The following is a 17,841-nucleotide window of genomic DNA, read 5'->3' on the forward strand; positions in this document are numbered from 1 at the left end:
CACGATAGGACACCTGAGCGGGGACCGATGTTGTGGGAGGCTGCTCGCATGCGCGAACCGGACGACGGCAACAGGGTTCGTGTGGTGGTGGCCGACGACCACCCGCTCTACCGGGATGCCTTGGCCCGGGCGTTATCGGACAGCAGTGCGATCGAGGTTGTGGGGGCGGCGTCCACCGGTCCCGAGTCCCTCGATCTGATCGCCGGGTGCCGGCCCGACGTCGCCCTGCTGGACCTGCACATGCCCGGCATGGACGGGGCCCGGGTGGCGGCCGCGGTACTGCGCGACGGGTTGCCGACACGGGTGCTGATCGTGTCGGCCTTCGACGATCCGGCGGAGGTCTACGAGGCCTTGGAACACGGCGCGGTGGGTTTCGTGCATAAGGAGTCCACGCCGCGCGAGGTCATCGACGCGGTGCTCGCCTGCGCGGCCGGGCGTGAGGTGCTGACCCCGCGGCTGGCCACCGGTCTGGCGGCGGAGATCCGCCGCCGTGCCGAGTCGACCGGCCCCGGGCTGACTGAGCGGGAGCTGGAAGTCCTCGGACTGATCGCCGCGGGGGCCAGCGTCCCGGCGATCGCCGCGCAGCTTTACCTGTCGAACTCGACGGTCAAGACCTATGTGCAGCGATCGTGCGACAAGCTCGGCGTCGCGGGTCAGGCGGCCGCCGTCGCCGAGGCCATGCGCCGCGGGCTGCTGGAGTAACCATGGGCGCCCGGGCGGTTCGGAAGCTGGACTTCCTCATCAGTGATCCGCTGCCGGTTCGGTCGTTGCTGCGGCTGGCGCTGATCGCGCTGATCGCTTTGCTGGTCTCGGTCAGCGACGTCGCGCACTGGTTCGGCCCGCTGTTCGTCGCCGTACTGATGGCCTACGCGGTCGCGGCGATCGCCTGGGCGGCTTTTCTGACTCGGCAGCCTTTTTACGAGTGGTATCGCTGGGCGGCGACCGCGGTCGACGTGCTGTTCGTTGTGGCGTTGTGCGTCGTCTCCGGCGGTGCCACCGTCTTGCTGCTGCCCATTTTCTTCCTGCTGCCCATCCCGGTGGTGTTCCTGGAGAGCCCGCTGGTGACCGCCGCCCTGGGGGCCGGAGCGGGCCTCGGCTACCTGGTGGCGTGGTTCGTGCATGCGGTGCGCGACGAGGGGACCGCGATACCGGCCGTGGTCTACGTCCAGGTCGGGTGTCTGCTGTGGCTGGCCGCCGCGTTGAGTGTGCTGTCGCTCTCGCTGCGGCGCCGGGCCCGGCGGGTGGAGAGCCTGCTCGAAGTTCGCCGCCGCCTGGTTTCGGAGATGATGCAGGCCGACGCCCGCAACAGCCGGTCGCTCTCCGAACAGCTGCACGACGGGCCGTTGCAGAACCTGCTCGCCGCCCGTGTCTACCTCCACAGGCTGCGCGCAACCGCGAGCGAGCCGGATATAGAGCAAGTGGATGCGGCGTTACTGGAAGCGGTGTCCGCGCTGCGCGGGGCGGTCTCCACCTTGCACCCTGAGGTTCTCGACCGGGCCGGACTGACCATGGCGATCCGCCAGTTGGTGGACGGCCACGAGCTGCGCTGGGGCATCCCGATCCAGGCGGATCTGGAGGAGGTGGGTTGTCCGGTCGGTCAGGAGATGCTGTACCGGGCCGCCCGCGAGCTACTCGTCAACGCCGCCAAACATGCCCGAGCCGAGCGGATTCGGGTTCGGCTCCGGCGCGAGGCGGGGGCCGACACCGTCACCCTGCTCGTCGCCGACGACGGCATCGGCTTCGACCCCGACCTGCTCGCCGACCGGGTCGCCGAGGGCCATATCGGACTGGCCTCACTGGTCGCCGGCATCGAGGCGCTGGGCGGCTCGGTATTGCTGGACACCGCACCCGGGGCGGGCACCGCGGTGACCGTCGCCCTGCCGGGTTCTACAGCGCCGTCCCGCCCGGCAGTCCAGTCGGCAGCGCTGCGATGACACCGTCGCCACCGATGATCAACTCGGCGGGCAGTGGCGCACCGGAGCGGATCGCGGCCATGGTCTGATCCAGAACCCATGACGAGTAGGCCGCCCTGACAAGGCTGTCAGGTGAGCCGACCGCGTCATTGCTGATGTCCCAGAACATTATTCCACCCAGGCCTATCGCCTCGGCCCAGTCTGACTTCTGCGCAATCGATGTCGGCGTCTCGAACGAACTGAACAATCCCTTGGACGGGTTGTACAGATACGCTGCCTGGGCGGTGTCGTCCCAGTACAGCTTCCAACCGCTGGCCGGATCCTTCAGTTGCGCCACCAGGTCCTTGTAGTCGTAGACGCCTGCCTCGAAGGTGCCGGGCGCGGAACCGGTCGCCCGCTCCAGATAGCCACCGTCGCCGCCGTCGGCAACACCACTCCAGCCCCGGGTGTACAGCGGGGCGCCGAGGACGATTTTCGCCGCTGGGACACCTGCGGCCCGGTACAGGCCGACCGCGGTCTTGACGTCGTACCCGTTGGCGTCACCGGTGAACGCCGACTGATGGCCGGTGGTCTTCTCCCAAGTGCCGTGGAAGTCGTAGGACATCAGGTTGAAGAAGTCAACGCTGGGTGCCAGGCCGGCCAGATTGAAGTTGGCGATCTTGTCGTAGCCGGCCGGCGAGGCCACCGAGATCTCGTATTGACGGCCATTCCGCTGCTCCAGCACATCGAGTTTGGCGCGCACCAGTTTGAGAAGCTCGGCGTAGTTCGCGCCGTCGTTAGGACTCGCGGAGTTGCCATCCAAGCCGCCGCCGCCGGGGTACTCCCAGTCGAAGTCCACGCCGTCGAACATCCGGTAGGTGTCGATGAAGGTCACGACGGAATTGGCCAGCTTCTCCCGTCCCGCCGCGGTGGCCGTGACAGTGCTGAAGTTGCCCGACAGCGTCCACCCGCCGACGGCGATGCTCACCTTCAGGTGCGGGTGCTTGGCTTTGAGCTGCGCGAGCTGGTTGAAGTTGCCCCATACGGTCTGCTGCGAGCGCGGGTCGTTGGGTGGGTAGTACCACAGGTCGGCTTCACCGGACACTGTCTCGCCTGCGGCGAAGCGCTTCTCGAGAGCGGCGAAGCTGTCGTAGACGGCTACCTCGCCGCCCGGTGTCACGTTGAGGAACGAGTAGATGACGTGGGTCAACTGATCACCGGGGATGTCGGCGACCTGGAAGTTGCGACCGTAGATGCCCCACTCCGGGAAGTACGCGGCCAGCACCTTGTCATGTGCGGCGATGGGCAGCGCGGTCGCCGGCGGCGGGACTGTTCCACTGGCGGTGTCGTCGTTGGTGATGGTGCCGGTGGCGGTCGCGGTGGCCAGGGTGGCTCCGGTCGGGTTGGACAGTGTCACGGTGAGGGTTTCGCTGGGCTCCACCGTGGTGTCCCCGGCGATGGCGACGTTCACCTGCTGGGACAGCACCCCGGGCGCGAAGGTCACCGTGCCCGAGGCGGCGGTGTAGTCCTGTCCGGCGGTCGCCGTGCCGTTGGACGTGGCGTAGTTGACGCTGACCGCGGTCGTCGACGCCGTAGACAGGTTCACCGTGAAAGCGAGGTTTCGGCTACCCGAATTCCCCTCGGCCAGGGAGGCATTGGTGATGGCGATTGTCGGCGCGGTCACCACGGGTGGGGTCGCGCCCTGGACGGCGGCGCTGATGGCGCTCTGCCACTTGGCCACCGTGCCGGAGTCCAGGGCGATGATGTTGGCCGTGCTCATCCGATTCAGCGCGACGCCGGACAGGGTGTAGGTCTGGTTGTTGTTCGCGATCGTGATGACGGTTGAGCCGGATGCTTCGCTGATGTTGAAGTAGCTCGGGCCCATCCAGACGAAATCGAGTTTGTCCTTGGCCGGGTCGAAACTCAACACGGCGTTGCTGCCCCAGTTCCAGCCGATCTTCGTGGTGGTGCCGCCGGTGACCGGGGTGGCGGTGCCCCCGCCGGTGCCGCCGGTGCCGGTGTAGGTCAACGGGTTGACGGTGCCGTAGTCATTGAGGATCTTCGCGAAGCTGCCGGCCGGCGCGCTCAGGCCGGAGTGGGTGTAGGTGGACACCCCGAGTGGGCCGGGTGTGTCGCGAGTGACCGACCACAGCGCCAGCATCCCGATGCCCTTGGTCCGGGCGTAGTTCTCGAGCACTTGCGCGTCGGCGAGGGTGAAGACCTCCGACAGCACGTCGTTGACCCCGAGCATCGGCGTCACACCCAGGTTGGCGTAACCGAAGGTCTTGCCGTAGCTGCCGAAAAGCCGGTTCATCTGGGCGTAGGTGGACTCCGCGGACTCGATTGCGTAGGCGCCCATGCTCTTGGCGTTCGGACCGGAGGTGGGTGCGGCGGACTCGCCGTAATCCATCGCCATCACGTTCACCCCGGCTAGCGTGACGCCGGCCTTCAACGCCGAGTCGACGACTTTGATGCCGTCGGCGGTCAGACCGGTCGGCAGCACCGGCAGCGTGTACCAGACCTTCAGGTCAGGCTTGGACTGCTGCAGGATCTTCAGCGCCTGGCTGTGCAGCGCGATCGCCGCCTGATCGGTCACCGCCGCGCCCTCGATGTCGAAGTCGAGATGATTGATTCCGTAGGTGTCGACCACCCCGGCGTAGGCCGTGGCTAGCTGCGTGGCGGTCATCCCGCGCCGCGAACCCCACTCGGCCAGGCTGACCCCGGCGACCCCGCCCAAGGAGACCATGACGTCCCCGCCGGCGGCCTGCAGCGCCTTGATCGAGCGGTTGATGGCCCGGGCCTGATCGTTGTCGGCGCCCGGTTCCAGTGCGTTGAGTCCGGCCCAGGCGAGTTTGCCGTCGGGGGTGGCCTGCATGAAGGCCGCGGTGAACAGCGACCCGCCGCCGTTGGTCTGGCTGATCGCCAACAGGTCGGGCACCGGCCAGCCGCCCATGTCGACGTACGGCGCGTAGAACGCGTTGCCCCATCTGTCGGATGTGGTCGGCGGCACAGTGGAGGTGTCGTCGTTGGTGATGGTGCCCGTCGCGGTGGCGGTGCCCAGTGTCGCGTTGCTGGGTCCGGCCAGGGTCACCGACAGCGTCTCGTTGGGTTCGACGGTGGTGTCGCCGGTGACGGCGACGCTGACCTGCTGGGCGGTGGTCCCCGGCGCGAAGGTCAGAGTGCCCGACTTCGCGGTGTAGTCCTGCCCGGCGGTGGCGCTGCCGTTGGTGGTGCTGTAGCCGACCGTGACCGTCTTGTCGGATGCCTTGGACAGCGACACGTTGAAGGCCAGTGTCGTCGACCCCGAATTACCCTCGGCGACGGTGGCATTGGCGATAGACACCGCGGGGGGTGTGACGACGACAGCGGTGTCGTCATTGGTGATGGTGCCGGTGGCGGTTGCGTTGCCCAGAGTGACCCCGGACGGTGCGCTGAGGGTGACGGTAAAGGTCTCGTTGGCTTCGACGGCGGTGTCACCGATCACGGCTACGTTGACCTTAGTCGAGGTCACTCCGGGGGCGAAGGTGAGTGTTCCCGATGTCGCTGTGTAGTCCGAGCCGGCGGTGGCGGTGCCGTTGCCGGTCCCGTACCCGACAGTGACCGACCGGGTCGAGGCCTTGGACAGCGTCACTGTGAACGCAGCGATTGAGCTGCCTGAGTTCCCCTCGGCCACAGACGCACTGGCGATGGAGACCGTCGGAGTGGTGGTCTGCGCGGCTGCGATCAGGCCCTTCCACTTGCTGACCGTCCCGGCATCGTTGGCGACGATGTTGGTCATCGTCAGCTGAGCCAACGGCACATTCTGCAGCGTGTAACTGTGGTTGTTGCCGACTATCGCAATCTTTGTCGAACCGGAAGCCTCGGTGACATCGAAGGCGCTCGGTCCCATCCAGCCGAAGTCCAGTTTGTCGGTGGCGGGTCTGAAGCTGAGCACCGGGTTGGTTCCCCATGCCCAGGTGATCTTCGTGGTGGTTCCGGTAGTTGCCGACGGGTAAGCCACCGCGGCTACAGGGCGCGGAGCACCGGGTGACGGGGCGTCGGAGCGGCCGAGTCGGCGGGCGACCGCCAGCGCTGCCCAAGGCGTGGGGGACTGCAGCGGCAACCCGCCGCCCAATCCGGTGAACGGGGCGAGGAAGGCCGACAGGGCAGCAGTCACAGGCGCCGCGGCGGCCGTCGGTACCGGGGCCTGCGCGACGGCTCCGCTGATCGAAGCGGGCACGGAGCGAAGGGCTGCGGGCGGCGCGGCGGCCGTCGGCACCGGGGCCTGCACGACGCGTGCGGTGACCGCAGCGGGCCCGGAGGGCAATTCGGCGATCGTGGGGGCCCCCCCCATCGCACGATGAACCGCCGTGTTGGGCACAGGCATCGCCGACACCTTCGCAGGTAGCCGGTCGGTGGGACCGGACGTTGGGGCGCCTGAGGCGGGGCGCTGGCCCGCGGTGACCGTCGACGCCGCCGGAGGAGCCTCGCCCCGGGGGCGGCGGCTTTCACGCCGTGGTGCTGCCTGCGTGCCGCTTGTCTGCCGGGTGGCGCCATGCCCGGGGTCCGTCTGCGTTGCTGCCGCTTGGCGGGCGACCACCGCGTCCCGCGTCGAGTTCCCGCGGGACTCCATCGCGGGGGCGTTGTCGGAGGTGTCGGTGTCCGTTCGGGTGTCGGCCGCCGCGACGCCCTGACCGCCGATGACAACCCCCACCCCGAGGGCCACCGCCAGGCTTCCCACTCGGCCAACGAATCGGGCGGCAGTGCTTCTAGCGAAGTCCATCAGAGCGTCCTTTCCGGTTGGCCGTCTAGGCCTATTTGCAAAGCGTAAAGCCGTTTTCAGGCGGTTTCATCACAGTCGCCGGATGGGCCGACAGCGGGGTCGTCCGATAGGGGGACACAGAGTTCACTCGCATTTGGCGGGCCGTTCGGCTTGGGAATCCGCTGCTGCCAGCGGTTAGGGTATGCCGGGCGGCGGGAGTGATCCGCCGCAAAGTCCTCTGCGAGAAAGTGCGCGCACAGTTCCATGACAATTACCCAGACGACAATTGGAGTCGTCGCCGAGTCGGACGCCGACGAGCGCCGGGTGGCGCTGGTTCCCAAGGCGGTGGCGACGCTGGTCAACACGGGCGTCGCCGTGGTGGTGGAGTCCGGCGCCGGCGATAGCGCTCTACTGCCCGACGACCTCTACACCGCGGCCGGTGCCACCATCGGCGACGCCTGGGGGTGCGACGTGGTGGTCAAGGTGGCTCCACCGACGGCCCATGAGGTGGCCAGGCTTCGATCCGGGCAGACGCTGATCGGCTTCCTGGCCCCGCGCAATGCCGACAACCAGATCGAGGCCCTCACAGCCGCCGGGGTGCAGGCCTTCGCGGTCGAGGCGATCCCGCGGATCTCTCGGGCACAGGCGATGGATGCGTTGTCCTCGCAGGCCAATGTGGCCGGCTACAAATCGGTGCTGCTCGCGGCCAGCGAGTCCACCCGGTTCTTCCCGATGCTGACCACCGCGGCGGGCACAGTGAAACCGGCCAGTGTGCTGGTCCTCGGCGTAGGCGTGGCCGGTCTGCAGGCACTGGCCACCGCCAAGCGTCTCGGCGCCAAGACCACCGGCTACGACGTCCGCCCGGAGGTCGCCGACCAGGTGCGCTCAGTGGGTGCCCAGTGGCTCAATCTCGGTATCGACGCCGCCGGTGAAGGCGGTTATGCCCGCGAACTGACCGAGGATGAGCGCGCGCAGCAGCAGCAGAGACTCGAGGAGGCCATCGGCGGCTTTGACGTGGTGATCACCACGGCCCTGGTGCCCGGCCGACCGGCGCCGCGACTGGTGACCGCCGCAGCGGTGCAGGGTATGAAGCCCGGCAGCGTCGTCGTCGACCTGGCCGGCGAGACCGGTGGCAACTGCGAACTCACCGAGCCCGGCCAGACCGTCGTCAAGCACGGCGTGACCATCACTTCTCCGCTGAACCTGCCGGCCACCATGCCCGAGCATGCCAGCGAGTTGTACTCCAAGAACCTCACCTCGCTGCTGGAACTTCTGATCACCGACGGCGTTCTGGCGCCGGATTTCTCTGATGAGGTCATCGAGGCCTCCTGTGTCACAAGGGGTCACTGATGTACACACAGTTATTGGCCAATCTGGCGATCCTGGTGCTGGCTGGTTTCGTCGGTTTCGCCGTGATCTCCAAGGTGCCCAACACCCTGCACACCCCGCTGATGTCGGGCACCAACGCCATCCACGGCATCGTCGTCCTCGGCGCGCTGCTGGTTCTGGGGAACCTGCCGGCTGACGCCAGCTGGGGTGTGCGAGTCATCTGCTTCGTCGCGCTGGTGTTCGGCACCCTCAACGTCATCGGCGGATTCCTGGTGACCGACCGCATGCTGGGCATGTTCAAGAGCAGGAAGAAGGAGCTCCCTGAGTCGAACGCGTCCGCATCAAGCAAGGAGCTCGCGAAGTGACTTACGTCGTCGACGTTCTCTACATTTTCGCGTTCGGCCTCTTCATCTACGGCCTGATGGGGCTGACCGGACCGAAGACCGCGGTGCGCGGCAACTGGATCGCCGCAGTCGGTATGGGCATTGCCGTCGTGGCCACGCTGATCAAGGTTCGGGATACCGCGGCGATCAACTGGATCCTGATCATCGCCGGTCTGGCGATCGGCGTGATCCTGGGTGTGCCGCCGGCCAAGAAGACCAAGATGACCGCCATGCCGCAGCTCGTCGCGCTGTTCAACGGCGTAGGCGGCGGCACCGTTGCGCTCATAGCCTGGGCGGAATTCATTGAGACTAAGGGTTTCTCGCACTTCAAGCCGGAACAGACCCCGACCGTTGCGCTGATTGTCGGATCGCTGTTCGCGGCGATCATCGGCTCGGTGTCGTTCTGGGGTTCGCTGGTCGCCTTCGCGAAGCTTCAGGAAAACATCATCCCGAAGAACGTCGAGAAGGCGTTCGTCAAGAGCGCCAAGCTTTTCCAAGCCGCCAACATCGTTCTGCTGATCGCTGCGGTGGGTGTCGCGGTGTTCATCGGCATCAACGCCGGGCTGTCGACATGGTGGATCGTGCTTCTGCTGGTGCTGGCCGGTCTGATGGGCCTGTTCGTGGTGTTCCCCATCGGCGGGGCCGACATGCCGGTGGTGATCTCTCTGCTCAACGCGCTGACCGGGTTATCAGCCGCCGCAGCGGGTTTAGCACTGAACAACACCGCCATGATCGTCGCCGGCATGATCGTCGGCGCGTCGGGTTCGATCCTGACCAACCTGATGGCGGTCGCGATGAACCGCTCCATCCCGGCGATCGTGTTCGGGTCGTTCGGCGGTACGGACGCGGTCGGCGGACCGGCCGGTGCCGAGCAGGGCACCGTCAAGGCGACTTCGGCGGCGGACGCCGCCATTCAGATGGCCTACGCCAACCAGGTGATCGTGGTGCCCGGATATGGGCTTGCCGTCGCCCAGGCACAACATGCGGTCAAGGAGATGGCCGACCTGCTGGAGGAGAAGGGCGTGGAGGTCAAGTTCGCCATCCACCCGGTGGCCGGCCGGATGCCCGGCCATATGAACGTGCTGCTCGCCGAGGCCGATGTCGACTACGACGCGATGAAGGAAATGGACGACATCAACGGTGAGTTCCCGCGCACCGACGTCACCATGGTTATCGGCGCCAACGACGTCACCAACCCGGCGGCGCGCACCGACCCGTCCAGTCCGATATTCGGGATGCCCATCCTCAACGTCGACCAGTCCCGGTCGGTGATCGTGCTCAAGCGGTCGATGTCATCGGGCTACGCCGGTATCGAGAACCCACTGTTCTTCGGCACCGGTACCTCCATGCTCTTCGGGGACGCCAAGAAGTCGGTCGGTGAGGTCATCGAGGAACTGAAGGCGTTGTAGAGCACTGCTAGAAGGGCGGCGGATCAGCGGCCCAGCGGGCTTCGTTGAGCCCGCGCTCCCAACGGATTCGGGCGGCGCGTTCGTCGGCCCGACTGCGTTGGCGGGTAGGCATCACCAGCGTCCGGCCCGGGGTTGAACCTGTCTGTCGAATCGTGGGTGTCAACTCGCCGGTGGGTTGGATCAGGTGGGGGAAGAAGAGTGCCCCGCCGGGGACGGTCGTGTAGGAGCGCCCCGACGGAGACGTCCACACGATGGTGCCGTCGCCGCGTTGCTGTTCGCTCCAGCCGGTCCGCCCTGTCCAGAAGGTTTTCAGTAGATGGTGAGCACGGCAGAGTAATGCCAGGTTGCAGGGGTGTGTGAGGCCGCCTTGGTGCCAGGGCACGGTGTGGTCGATGTCGCAGTACTCGGCGGGTTTGTCGCACCCGGGGAAGCGGCAGTGCAGGTCTCGGCAGCGGATGAACTCGGCCAACGTCGCCGAGGGCCGGTAGCGCGCTTCGGGACACATCAGGGCCGAGGGGTTCAGGGGACGCAGAGTTGCGCGCTGGGCCAGTTCGCGCAGCATCGCCGGTGGGACGGTGCCGTAGCCGGGCAGATACGCGGGGGTGTCGCCGTGCCCGCTGGAGGTGGCCGTTTCGGCGATCAGATGAATGACCACCGCTGGTGGGGGTGTGGCGTCGGTGGCGGGGCAGTCGGAGAGGCCGCACTCGCACGACATGGTGGCGGTGGTGCCGGCCAGGGTCGCCAGGGCGTCGGCGCGGCGCTGCCGTTTCGTGCGCGGGTCGGTGGCGCATACGGCGCCGGACAGGCGGTCGAGGGTGCGTTCGAGGGCCGCGGCGTCGGGGGCGCGCATGGCACCCCAGAACTCGACCATCCCGTCGCGGGCCGGGCCGAACTCTATGTGCCGGTCCTGCTCGGCGGGCCGGGCGCTGCGAAGCGCCGCAGGGTCCAGTTCGGCGACCAGCCAATCAATCGCATCGGCTAACCGTTTGCGCGACAGCGCATTCCAGGCACGTGCCCGCCGAGATAGCGCATCGTCGATTCGGGTGAGTATTTCGGCGTCGGTGATCAGTCCGGTGCGAAACACCACCGCGGCGATCGCCCGGAATTCGATCTGCCCGGCGGCGAACGTCGCGCCCAGCCGGGGCAGCCGTTCGAGTAACTCCACCCCGTAGTTCATCTGAGCCGAGGCGCGCCCGCGGCTGATGCCCAGTTCTGCACCCACCTCGGCGGCCACCGCCTCCCAGTTGTCGATACACCACTGGAAGCGCTCCGCATCGTCCACCGCGGCCATCCGCAACTGGCACAGCCGCCCAGCGAGAAGGATGCGTCGCGCCGTCGCCACCCGCTCGTCGTGCTGAGCAGCGGACATACCGGCCAGCAGCTGCGACTCGCGAAGTGAATCGAACATGTTTTCGGTTAGGCGCACGTGCGGACCGAATTGCCTCATCAGAAGTGCGCGTGAATGGGTGCTTCGTTGCCTCATCGGAAATGCGCGTGTGGACGGCGCGTCTGCCGGATCGGTCAGCAATGACTTCGGTAGGCCCAGACGATGGGATTGACATTGGGCGAGCGCAGAGCGGTGACACTGGCAGCGGCGACGCGCTACCAGGAGGCCGGCAAGGGCCAGAAGAGCAGGATCCTCGATGAGCTCTGCGCGAATACCGGCTGGCATCGCAGCCACGCCCGGAAGGCGCTCGCGGCGGCGCGGGCGCCTCGGGTCGCCACCGTTCGCCGGCCCCGGCCGGTGCGGTACGGTCCCGAGGTTCATTGCCGCTTTGACGGTCTGTTGGACGGTGCTGGGGATGCCCGCCGGCAAACGGCTTGCCCCCATGCTCGCCGAACTGGTGGCCGTGCTGCGCCACTTCGGGGAGTTGGTGATCAGTGATCAGACCGCGGCGTTGCTGGTGTCGATGTCGGCGGCCACCATCGACCGCCGACTGGCCGATGAGCGGGCCAAGCACAAAGTCAGGGGGCGGGTGGGCACCAAACCGGGGTCGCTGCTCAAAAGTCAGATCCCGGTGCGTACCTGGGCCGAATGGGACGACGCCGTGCCCGGCTTCGTCGAGATCGACACCGTGTTTCACGACGGCGGGCATCGCGGTGGGGGCCATGCCTTCACGCTCACGGTCACCGACATCGCCACCGGGTGGACCGAGAATCGCTCGCTGCCGGACCGGGCCGCCAAGACCGTGGTGGCCGCCCTCAATCACATCGCTGCGGCGATGCCGTTCCCGATCCTCGGCGTGGACTGTGACAACGGATCGGAGTTCATCAACGAAGAACTGCTGGCATGGTGCGACAACCGCAACATCACCTTCACCCGCTCCCGGCCGGGCAACAAAAACGACGGCTGCCACGTCGAGCAGAAGAACTGGGCGGTGGTCCGCACCGTGGTCGGCTACCACCGCTACGACACCGCCACAGAGTTGTTGCTGCTCAACGAGATCTGGCAACTGCAGTCGAAGCTGACCAACTTCTTCCACCCCCAGCAGAAACTGCTCTCCAAAGTCCGCACGGGCGCCAAGGTGTCCAGGAAACACGACACGGCCACCACCCCGTTTCATAGGGCAGTCGGGCACCCAGGCATCGCCGTAGAGCGCGTCGTGGCACTCAAGCGGACCTACTCGTTGATCAATCCCAGCCCTCACCGGAGTCCCCGCACCAATCACCAAACGCGCACGCTCACGTGAGGCAACGAACCAACCTTCGCGCGCATCTTGACGTGAGTCAACGTGCGGACATTGACACGGTCGGACATTGATCAGCGTTGTTAGGCTCGCCATCTTGTGAACGACTGGACGTCCGACTGGACCACAACGGCGCCGCGGCCCGATCCGATGAGGCTCAGGCTGGACTGCTACCCGGTCGTCGATGAGATCGCCGCCCGCTACGGCGATATGGACGCCAATGCGCATCTGAACAACCTCGCGTTGGAGTCGCTGCACGAGAACGCCCGGGCAACCATGAACCGGCGACTTTTTCCCCAGGCATACCGTGCGGGTGCCCGCCAATTCCGCCTGGTCACCTCACAGAACGCGGTGCACTTTCTGGCAGAGGCGCATTGGCCGGCCCTGATTCAGACCGGGGCGGGTGTCGGCCGCATAGGGCGCACGTCGTTCACAGCCTCGACCGGGCTGTTCGTGGACGGCTCCTGTATCGGGGTTTGTGACACCGTGCTGGTGCTGCTCGCAGACGACGGTCCGATGCCGATCCCCGACGGGTTCAGGGCGGCGTTGAAAACGGTGGTGTTGGGTCAGACCGGCGGGTAAGCCGGGGTGCCGGTCCAGTCGGTCCCGCGCAGCGCCCACGGCAGCCAACTGAAGAAGTACTCGATCTCATCGGTCGCGTCGTAGTCCGGTTGCGGATCGAAATTCATGGCTGACCTCCTAGGCGTCCGACGGGATTCTATCCCCTACGGGTGCGCAGCAGGGCCGATAGGCGGCCATTGCCTAGACTGTCCAACCAGTTGATAGGGAGGGCCTGATGCCACCGGAGAACGGGACGACCCGGCGCGAGGAGTTGCTGGCTGTCGCCACCAGGCTGTTCGCCGCGCGCGGCTACCACGGCACCCGGATGGATGACGTCGCCGACGTGGTCGGCCTGAACAAGGCGACCGTGTACCACTACTACGCCAGCAAGTCGCTGATCCTGTTCGACATCTACCGGCAGGCGGCGGAGAACACCCTGGCCGCGGTGCACGACGATCCGGCGTGGACCGCCCGTGAGGCGCTCTACCAGTACACGGCCCGACTGTTGCGGAACATTGCCGACAACCCCGACGCGGCGGCGGTGTACTTCCAGGAGCAGCCCTACATCACCGAGTGGTTCACCGAGGAACAGGTCACCGAGGTGCGGGAAAAGGAGACGCAGGTCTACGAGCACGTCGCCGGCCTGATCGACCGTGGTATCGCCAGTGGGGAGTTCTTCGATTGCGATTCGCACGTGGTCGCGCTGGGCTACATCGGCATGACGATGGGCGCCTATCGGTGGCTGCGCCCTGATGGTCGCCGCACCGCCACCGAGATCGCCGCCGAGTTCAGCACCGCTCTACTGCGGGGGCTGATCCGAGATGAGGGGATCCGCACCGACAGCCCACTGGGCGAGGCCCAGGCCGCCGGGCAGAAGAAGGCGCACGTCTGATGCCGCTGGTCAGCAAGACCGTCGAGGTCGACGCCGATGCCGCCGCCATCCTGGCGATCGTGGCCGACTTCGAGGCCTACCCGCAGTGGAATGACGAGGTCAAAGCCGTCTACATCCTGGCCCGCTACAACGACGGCCGGCCCAGCCAGCTGCGTATCGACACTGAGATTCAGGGCCAGCCGGGTACCTACATCCACGCGGTCTACTACCCCGGCCCCGGGCAGATTCAGACCGTGATGCAGCAGGGCGAGCTGTTCTCTCAACAGCACCAACTGTTCTCGGTGGTGGAAATGGGTCCCTCGAGCCTGCTGACCGTGGACCTGGATGTGGAAACCTCGATTCCCGGGGTGCCGGCAGTGATGGTGAAAAAGATCGTCAGTGACGCCCTGGATCATCTGGCCGGAAACCTCAAAACGCGTGCCGAGCAGTTGAGGCCGGGCATCTAGAGGAGATTTCCGCCGCGTGATTCCGGCGTTTCGCGCCGTCTTTCGGCGGCGGTGACGCAAGCTGGAACGCGATGGATACAGCACCGGGGCAGGCGAGCATCGAGCAGCCCTATCTGTCCCGGCGGCAGAACTGGATCACCCAGCTGTCGCGACACGCTCTTATGCAACCCAATGCCACCGCGCTGCGCTTCATGGGAACGACAGCCACCTGGGTCGACCTGCACCGCCGGGTCAGCGCCCTGGCCGCTGCCCTGCATCGTCGCGGTGTCGGCAGCGGCGACCGGGTGATGATCCTGATGCTCAATCGGCCTGAATTCGTCGAAACCTGCCTTGCCGCAACGATGTTGGGGGCCATCGCTGTGCCGGTGAACTTCCGGCTCACCCCGCCTGAACTCGCTTATCTCGTCGACGACTGCGGGGCAGCGGTGCTGGTTACCGAACCTGCGCTGGCGCCGGTCGCCGCCGCGCTCGGTGACATCACCCCGGCGCTGTCGACGGTGATCGTGGCGGATTCGGCTGGCGACGGTGGGGTGCTCGGATACGAGGAACTCATCGCCGAGGAGGGTGAACCGGCGCCGCCCGTCGACATCCCCGGTGACAGCCCGGCACTGATCATGTACACCTCGGGGACGACCGGGCACCCCAAGGGTGCGGTGCTGACCCACACCAATCTGGCCGGCCAGGTCATGACGGCGATCTACACCTACGCGCCGGACATCAACAACGACGTCGGATTCATCGGTGTGCCGCTGTTCCACATCGCCGGAATCGGCAATGTGCTGCCGGGGATGACGATGGGCATACCGACCGTGATCCACCCGCTCGGCGGATTCGATCCCGGCGGCCTGCTCGATGTCCTGGAGGCCGAACGGGTCAGCGGGATCTTTCTGGTGCCCGCCCAATGGCAGGCGGTCTGCGCTGAACAGCAGGCCCGGCCCCGGAATCTTCGACTGCGAAACCTGTCGTGGGGGGCGGCGCCGGCGTCGGACACCCTGTTGCGTCAGATGGCCGAGACCTTTCCCGACTGCAGGATCCTCGCAGCTTTCGGACAGACCGAGATGTCGCCGGTCACCTGCATGCTGCTCGGTGATGACGCGATTCGGAAGTTGGGTTCGGTGGGCAAGGTGATCCCCACCGTCGCGGCGCGCATCGTCGACGACAACATGAACGATGTACCGGTGGGTGAGGTCGGCGAAATCGTCTACCGGGCACCAACTCTCATGGCGGGCTACTGGAACAAGCCGCACGCCACCGCCGAAGCATTCGCTGGCGGCTGGTTTCACTCCGGGGACCTAGTCCGCAGCGACGATGAGGGCTACATCTGGGTTGTCGACCGCAAGAAGGACATGATCATCTCCGGCGGCGAGAACGTCTACTGTGCCGAGGTCGAGAACGTGCTGGCCGGTCACCCGGCGATCATCGAGGTGGCCGTGATCGGCCGTCCCGACGAGAGATGGGGTGAGGTGCCGGTCGCGGTCGCCGCTGTCAGCGAGGAGCTACGGCTGGAGGATCTCGCCGGGTTCATGGACGAGCATCTGGCCCGCTACAAGCAGCCCAAATTTCTCGAGATCGTCGACGCGCTGCCCCGTAATCCCGCTGGCAAGGTGCTGAAGACCCAGTTGAGAGCGCTTTTCGGCGGGTCGGGAACACCGGCGGGGAGGCAATAGTGCCGTTGCGATATGACACCTCCGAAGCATCGGGTACATTCCTGTGGTCTTCCTTACTACGTCACGTAGGGGAGGCTGCGGTCACAGTTGCTAGGTCAAAGGAGGGGTGCGTGCCGAACGGTCTGCCGTTACGCCGCGACGACCGGCGCACCCTCAACGGGGCGGTCCTGCGGTGACCGCTTCGACAAGCTTCCTTCGCAAGCGGTTCAACGGGCCCATGCAGGCAATGGGCGGGTTTTTCCGGATGTGCGTCCTGACCGCCAAGGCGCTGGCGCGGCCGTTCCAATGGAAAGAGTTCCTGAACTACAGCTGGTTCCTGATGACGGTGGCATTGCTGCCCACCTTCGCCATGTCGATCCCGCTCACCGTTCTGATCATCTTCATCTTCAACCTGCTGCTGACCGAGTTCGGCGCCGCCGACGTCTCCGGCGCCGGTGCGGCCCTGGCCTCGGTCACCCAGCTCGGCCCGTTGGTAACCGTTCTGGTGGTGGCGGGCGCCGGATCCACGGCCATCTGCGCCGACCTGGGAGCCCGCACCATCCGCGAGGAGATCGACGCACTCGAAGTGCTCGGCATCGACCCCATCCACCGTCTGGTCGTACCCCGGGTCGCGGCGGCAACGCTGGTCTCGGTGCTACTCAACGGCGCCGTGATCACCATCGGCCTGGTGGGCAGCTTCATCTTCGGCGTCTACCTGCAGAACATCTCGGCGGGCGCTTACCTTCAGACCTTGACCTTGATCACCGGACTGCCCGAGGTGATCATCGCGGTGGCCAAGGCCGTCGCCTTCGGCTTGATCGCCGGCCTGGTCGGGTGCTACCGCGGCCTCACAGTGGGCGGTGGAGCCAAGGGTGTGGGCATCGCGGTGAACGAGACCCTGGTGCTCTGCGTGGTCGCATTGTTCGCCGTGAACGTCATCTTCACGACAATCGGTGTGCGGTTCGGGACGGGGCGATAGATGGCAACGGCAACGGCAAACCCCCAAGCGGCGATCCCGGCGCGGTTCCCGGGAATCTCGGACAAGTGGGCCAAGGCACCCGGTAAATTCCTGGACTCGACCGGAAAGGTCGCCTGGTTCGCCATCGAGGCCATCCGGGAGATCGGGCATGCGGTCCGGCACTACCCCAAAGAGATCATCCGTCTGATCGCCGAAGTCGGGATGGGCGCGGGTGCGATGGCGGTGGTCGGCGGTACGGTCGCCATCGTCGGTTTCGTCACGCTCTCAGCCGGATCGCTGATCGCCATCCAGGGTTTTGCCTCGCTGGGCAACATCGGGGTCGAGGCGTTCACCGGCTTCCTCGCCGCCATGGTCAACGTGCGCCTCACCGCGCCCGTGGTCACCGGGCAGTCGCTGGCAGCCACCGTGGGGGCCGGTGCGACAGCCGAGTTGGGTGCCATGCGCATCTCCGAGGAGATCGATGCACTGGAAGTGATGGGCATCAAGTCCATCTCCTACTTAGTGTCCACCCGCCTCGTCGCGGCGGCCGTGGTGATCATCCCGCTCTACGCGATGTCGCTGATCATGGCCTTCCTGGCTGCGCAGTTGACCACCACGGTGCTCTACGGGCAGTCGTCGGGAACCTATCTGCACTACTTCCACACGTTCCTGCGGCCCAACGACGTTTTCTGGTCGTTCGTCGTGGTCATCGTCATATCCGTGTTCGTCATGATCAATCACTGCTACTTCGGCTACAACGCCTCCGGAGGCCCGGTCGGCGTGGGTGAGGCGGTCGGCAAGTCGATGCGTGCGTCGCTGGTTCTGATTCAGTTCGTGGTTCTCTTCGCTTCGTTGGCGCTGTACGGCACCAACCCGAACTTCAACCTGACGGTGTAG

Annotated in this window: 14 protein-coding genes and 1 pseudogene; 12 read left to right on the forward strand and 3 right to left on the reverse strand. The window is 66.3% G+C overall.

Going from position 1 to position 17,841, the window contains the following annotated elements; translation table 11 throughout:
* Positions 1 to 48: 48 nt before the first annotated feature.
* Together ADBZ5N_RS04115 and ADBZ5N_RS04120 are read left to right on the forward strand one after the other, a co-directional pair.
* Positions 49 to 702, forward strand: a complete 654-nt coding sequence (locus tag ADBZ5N_RS04115) for a response regulator transcription factor (protein ID WP_526256217.1) — start codon at positions 49 to 51, stop codon at positions 700 to 702.
* 2 nt (positions 703 to 704) lie between these two features.
* Positions 705 to 1,934 carry a sensor histidine kinase gene (locus ADBZ5N_RS04120; RefSeq protein ID WP_526256218.1) on the forward strand — a complete coding sequence of 410 codons (1,230 nt, stop codon included), beginning with the start codon at positions 705 to 707 and terminating at the stop codon, positions 1,932 to 1,934.
* Here ADBZ5N_RS04120 and ADBZ5N_RS04125 read toward each other — a convergent pair.
* Positions 1,888 to 6,654 carry a glycosyl hydrolase family 18 protein gene (locus ADBZ5N_RS04125; protein ID WP_526256219.1) on the reverse strand — a complete coding sequence of 1,589 codons (4,767 nt, stop codon included), beginning with the start codon at positions 6,652 to 6,654 and terminating at the stop codon, positions 1,888 to 1,890. The genes ADBZ5N_RS04120 and ADBZ5N_RS04125 overlap by 47 nt on opposite strands.
* Positions 6,655 to 6,897: 243 nt before the next feature.
* Between ADBZ5N_RS04125 and ADBZ5N_RS04130 the strand changes: the two genes are divergently transcribed.
* From ADBZ5N_RS04130 to ADBZ5N_RS04140, 3 genes are read left to right on the forward strand one after another with little or no spacing between them, the layout of a single operon-like run.
* Positions 6,898 to 7,983 carry a Re/Si-specific NAD(P)(+) transhydrogenase subunit alpha gene (locus ADBZ5N_RS04130; protein WP_526256220.1) on the forward strand — a complete coding sequence of 362 codons (1,086 nt, stop codon included), beginning with the start codon at positions 6,898 to 6,900 and terminating at the stop codon, positions 7,981 to 7,983.
* Entirely contained in the window at positions 7,983 to 8,327 is a 345-nt protein-coding gene (locus ADBZ5N_RS04135; RefSeq protein ID WP_526256221.1) for a proton-translocating transhydrogenase family protein, read from the forward strand. Before ADBZ5N_RS04130 ends, ADBZ5N_RS04135 begins: the two co-directional genes overlap by 1 nt.
* Positions 8,324 to 9,754 carry an NAD(P)(+) transhydrogenase (Re/Si-specific) subunit beta gene (locus ADBZ5N_RS04140; protein ID WP_526256222.1) on the forward strand — a complete coding sequence of 477 codons (1,431 nt, stop codon included), beginning with the start codon at positions 8,324 to 8,326 and terminating at the stop codon, positions 9,752 to 9,754. Before ADBZ5N_RS04135 ends, ADBZ5N_RS04140 begins: the two co-directional genes overlap by 4 nt.
* 7 nt (positions 9,755 to 9,761) lie before the next feature.
* Here ADBZ5N_RS04140 and ADBZ5N_RS04145 read toward each other — a convergent pair whose 3' ends face one another.
* Positions 9,762 to 11,162: an HNH endonuclease signature motif containing protein gene (locus tag ADBZ5N_RS04145; RefSeq protein ID WP_526256223.1), complete on the reverse strand. Its 1,401-nt coding sequence runs from the start codon at positions 11,160 to 11,162 to the stop codon at positions 9,762 to 9,764.
* Between the two features lie 141 nt (positions 11,163 to 11,303).
* Here ADBZ5N_RS04145 and ADBZ5N_RS04150 point away from each other — a divergent pair.
* Together ADBZ5N_RS04150 and ADBZ5N_RS04155 are read left to right on the forward strand one after the other, a co-directional pair.
* Positions 11,304 to 12,475: pseudogene (locus ADBZ5N_RS04150) on the forward strand (DDE-type integrase/transposase/recombinase).
* A gap of 65 nt (positions 12,476 to 12,540) precedes the next feature.
* Positions 12,541 to 13,023, forward strand: a complete 483-nt coding sequence (locus ADBZ5N_RS04155) for an acyl-CoA thioesterase (protein ID WP_526256224.1) — start codon at positions 12,541 to 12,543, stop codon at positions 13,021 to 13,023.
* Here ADBZ5N_RS04155 and ADBZ5N_RS04160 read toward each other — a convergent pair.
* On the reverse strand, positions 13,008 to 13,130 hold the full coding sequence (locus ADBZ5N_RS04160) for a hypothetical protein (RefSeq protein ID WP_526256225.1): 123 nt from the start codon (positions 13,128 to 13,130) through the stop codon (positions 13,008 to 13,010). The genes ADBZ5N_RS04155 and ADBZ5N_RS04160 overlap by 16 nt on opposite strands.
* Before the next feature lie 107 nt (positions 13,131 to 13,237).
* On the opposite strand from ADBZ5N_RS04160, the gene ADBZ5N_RS04165 reads away from it, so the two are divergent.
* From ADBZ5N_RS04165 to ADBZ5N_RS04185, 5 genes are all read left to right on the forward strand, one after another.
* Positions 13,238 to 13,894 carry a TetR/AcrR family transcriptional regulator gene (locus ADBZ5N_RS04165; RefSeq protein WP_526256226.1) on the forward strand — a complete coding sequence of 219 codons (657 nt, stop codon included), beginning with the start codon at positions 13,238 to 13,240 and terminating at the stop codon, positions 13,892 to 13,894.
* Entirely contained in the window at positions 13,894 to 14,340 is a 447-nt protein-coding gene (locus tag ADBZ5N_RS04170; RefSeq protein ID WP_526256227.1) for an SRPBCC family protein, read from the forward strand. Before ADBZ5N_RS04165 ends, ADBZ5N_RS04170 begins: the two co-directional genes overlap by 1 nt.
* Before the next feature lie 71 nt (positions 14,341 to 14,411).
* Positions 14,412 to 16,007, forward strand: coding sequence for a fatty-acid--CoA ligase FadD5 (fadD5, locus tag ADBZ5N_RS04175; protein WP_526256228.1), 1,596 nt, complete (start codon positions 14,412 to 14,414; stop codon positions 16,005 to 16,007).
* A 217-nt stretch (positions 16,008 to 16,224) separates the two neighbouring features.
* Positions 16,225 to 16,965, forward strand: coding sequence for an MlaE family ABC transporter permease (locus ADBZ5N_RS04180; RefSeq protein ID WP_526256239.1), 741 nt, complete (start codon positions 16,225 to 16,227; stop codon positions 16,963 to 16,965).
* Complete coding sequence (locus ADBZ5N_RS04185) at positions 16,966 to 17,841, forward strand: MlaE family ABC transporter permease (RefSeq protein WP_526256229.1); 876 nt, start codon at positions 16,966 to 16,968, stop codon at positions 17,839 to 17,841.

The sequence above is a fragment of the Mycobacterium sp. genome (genome assembly GCF_044370595.1).
GTDB lineage: Bacteria > Actinomycetota > Actinomycetes > Mycobacteriales > Mycobacteriaceae > Mycobacterium.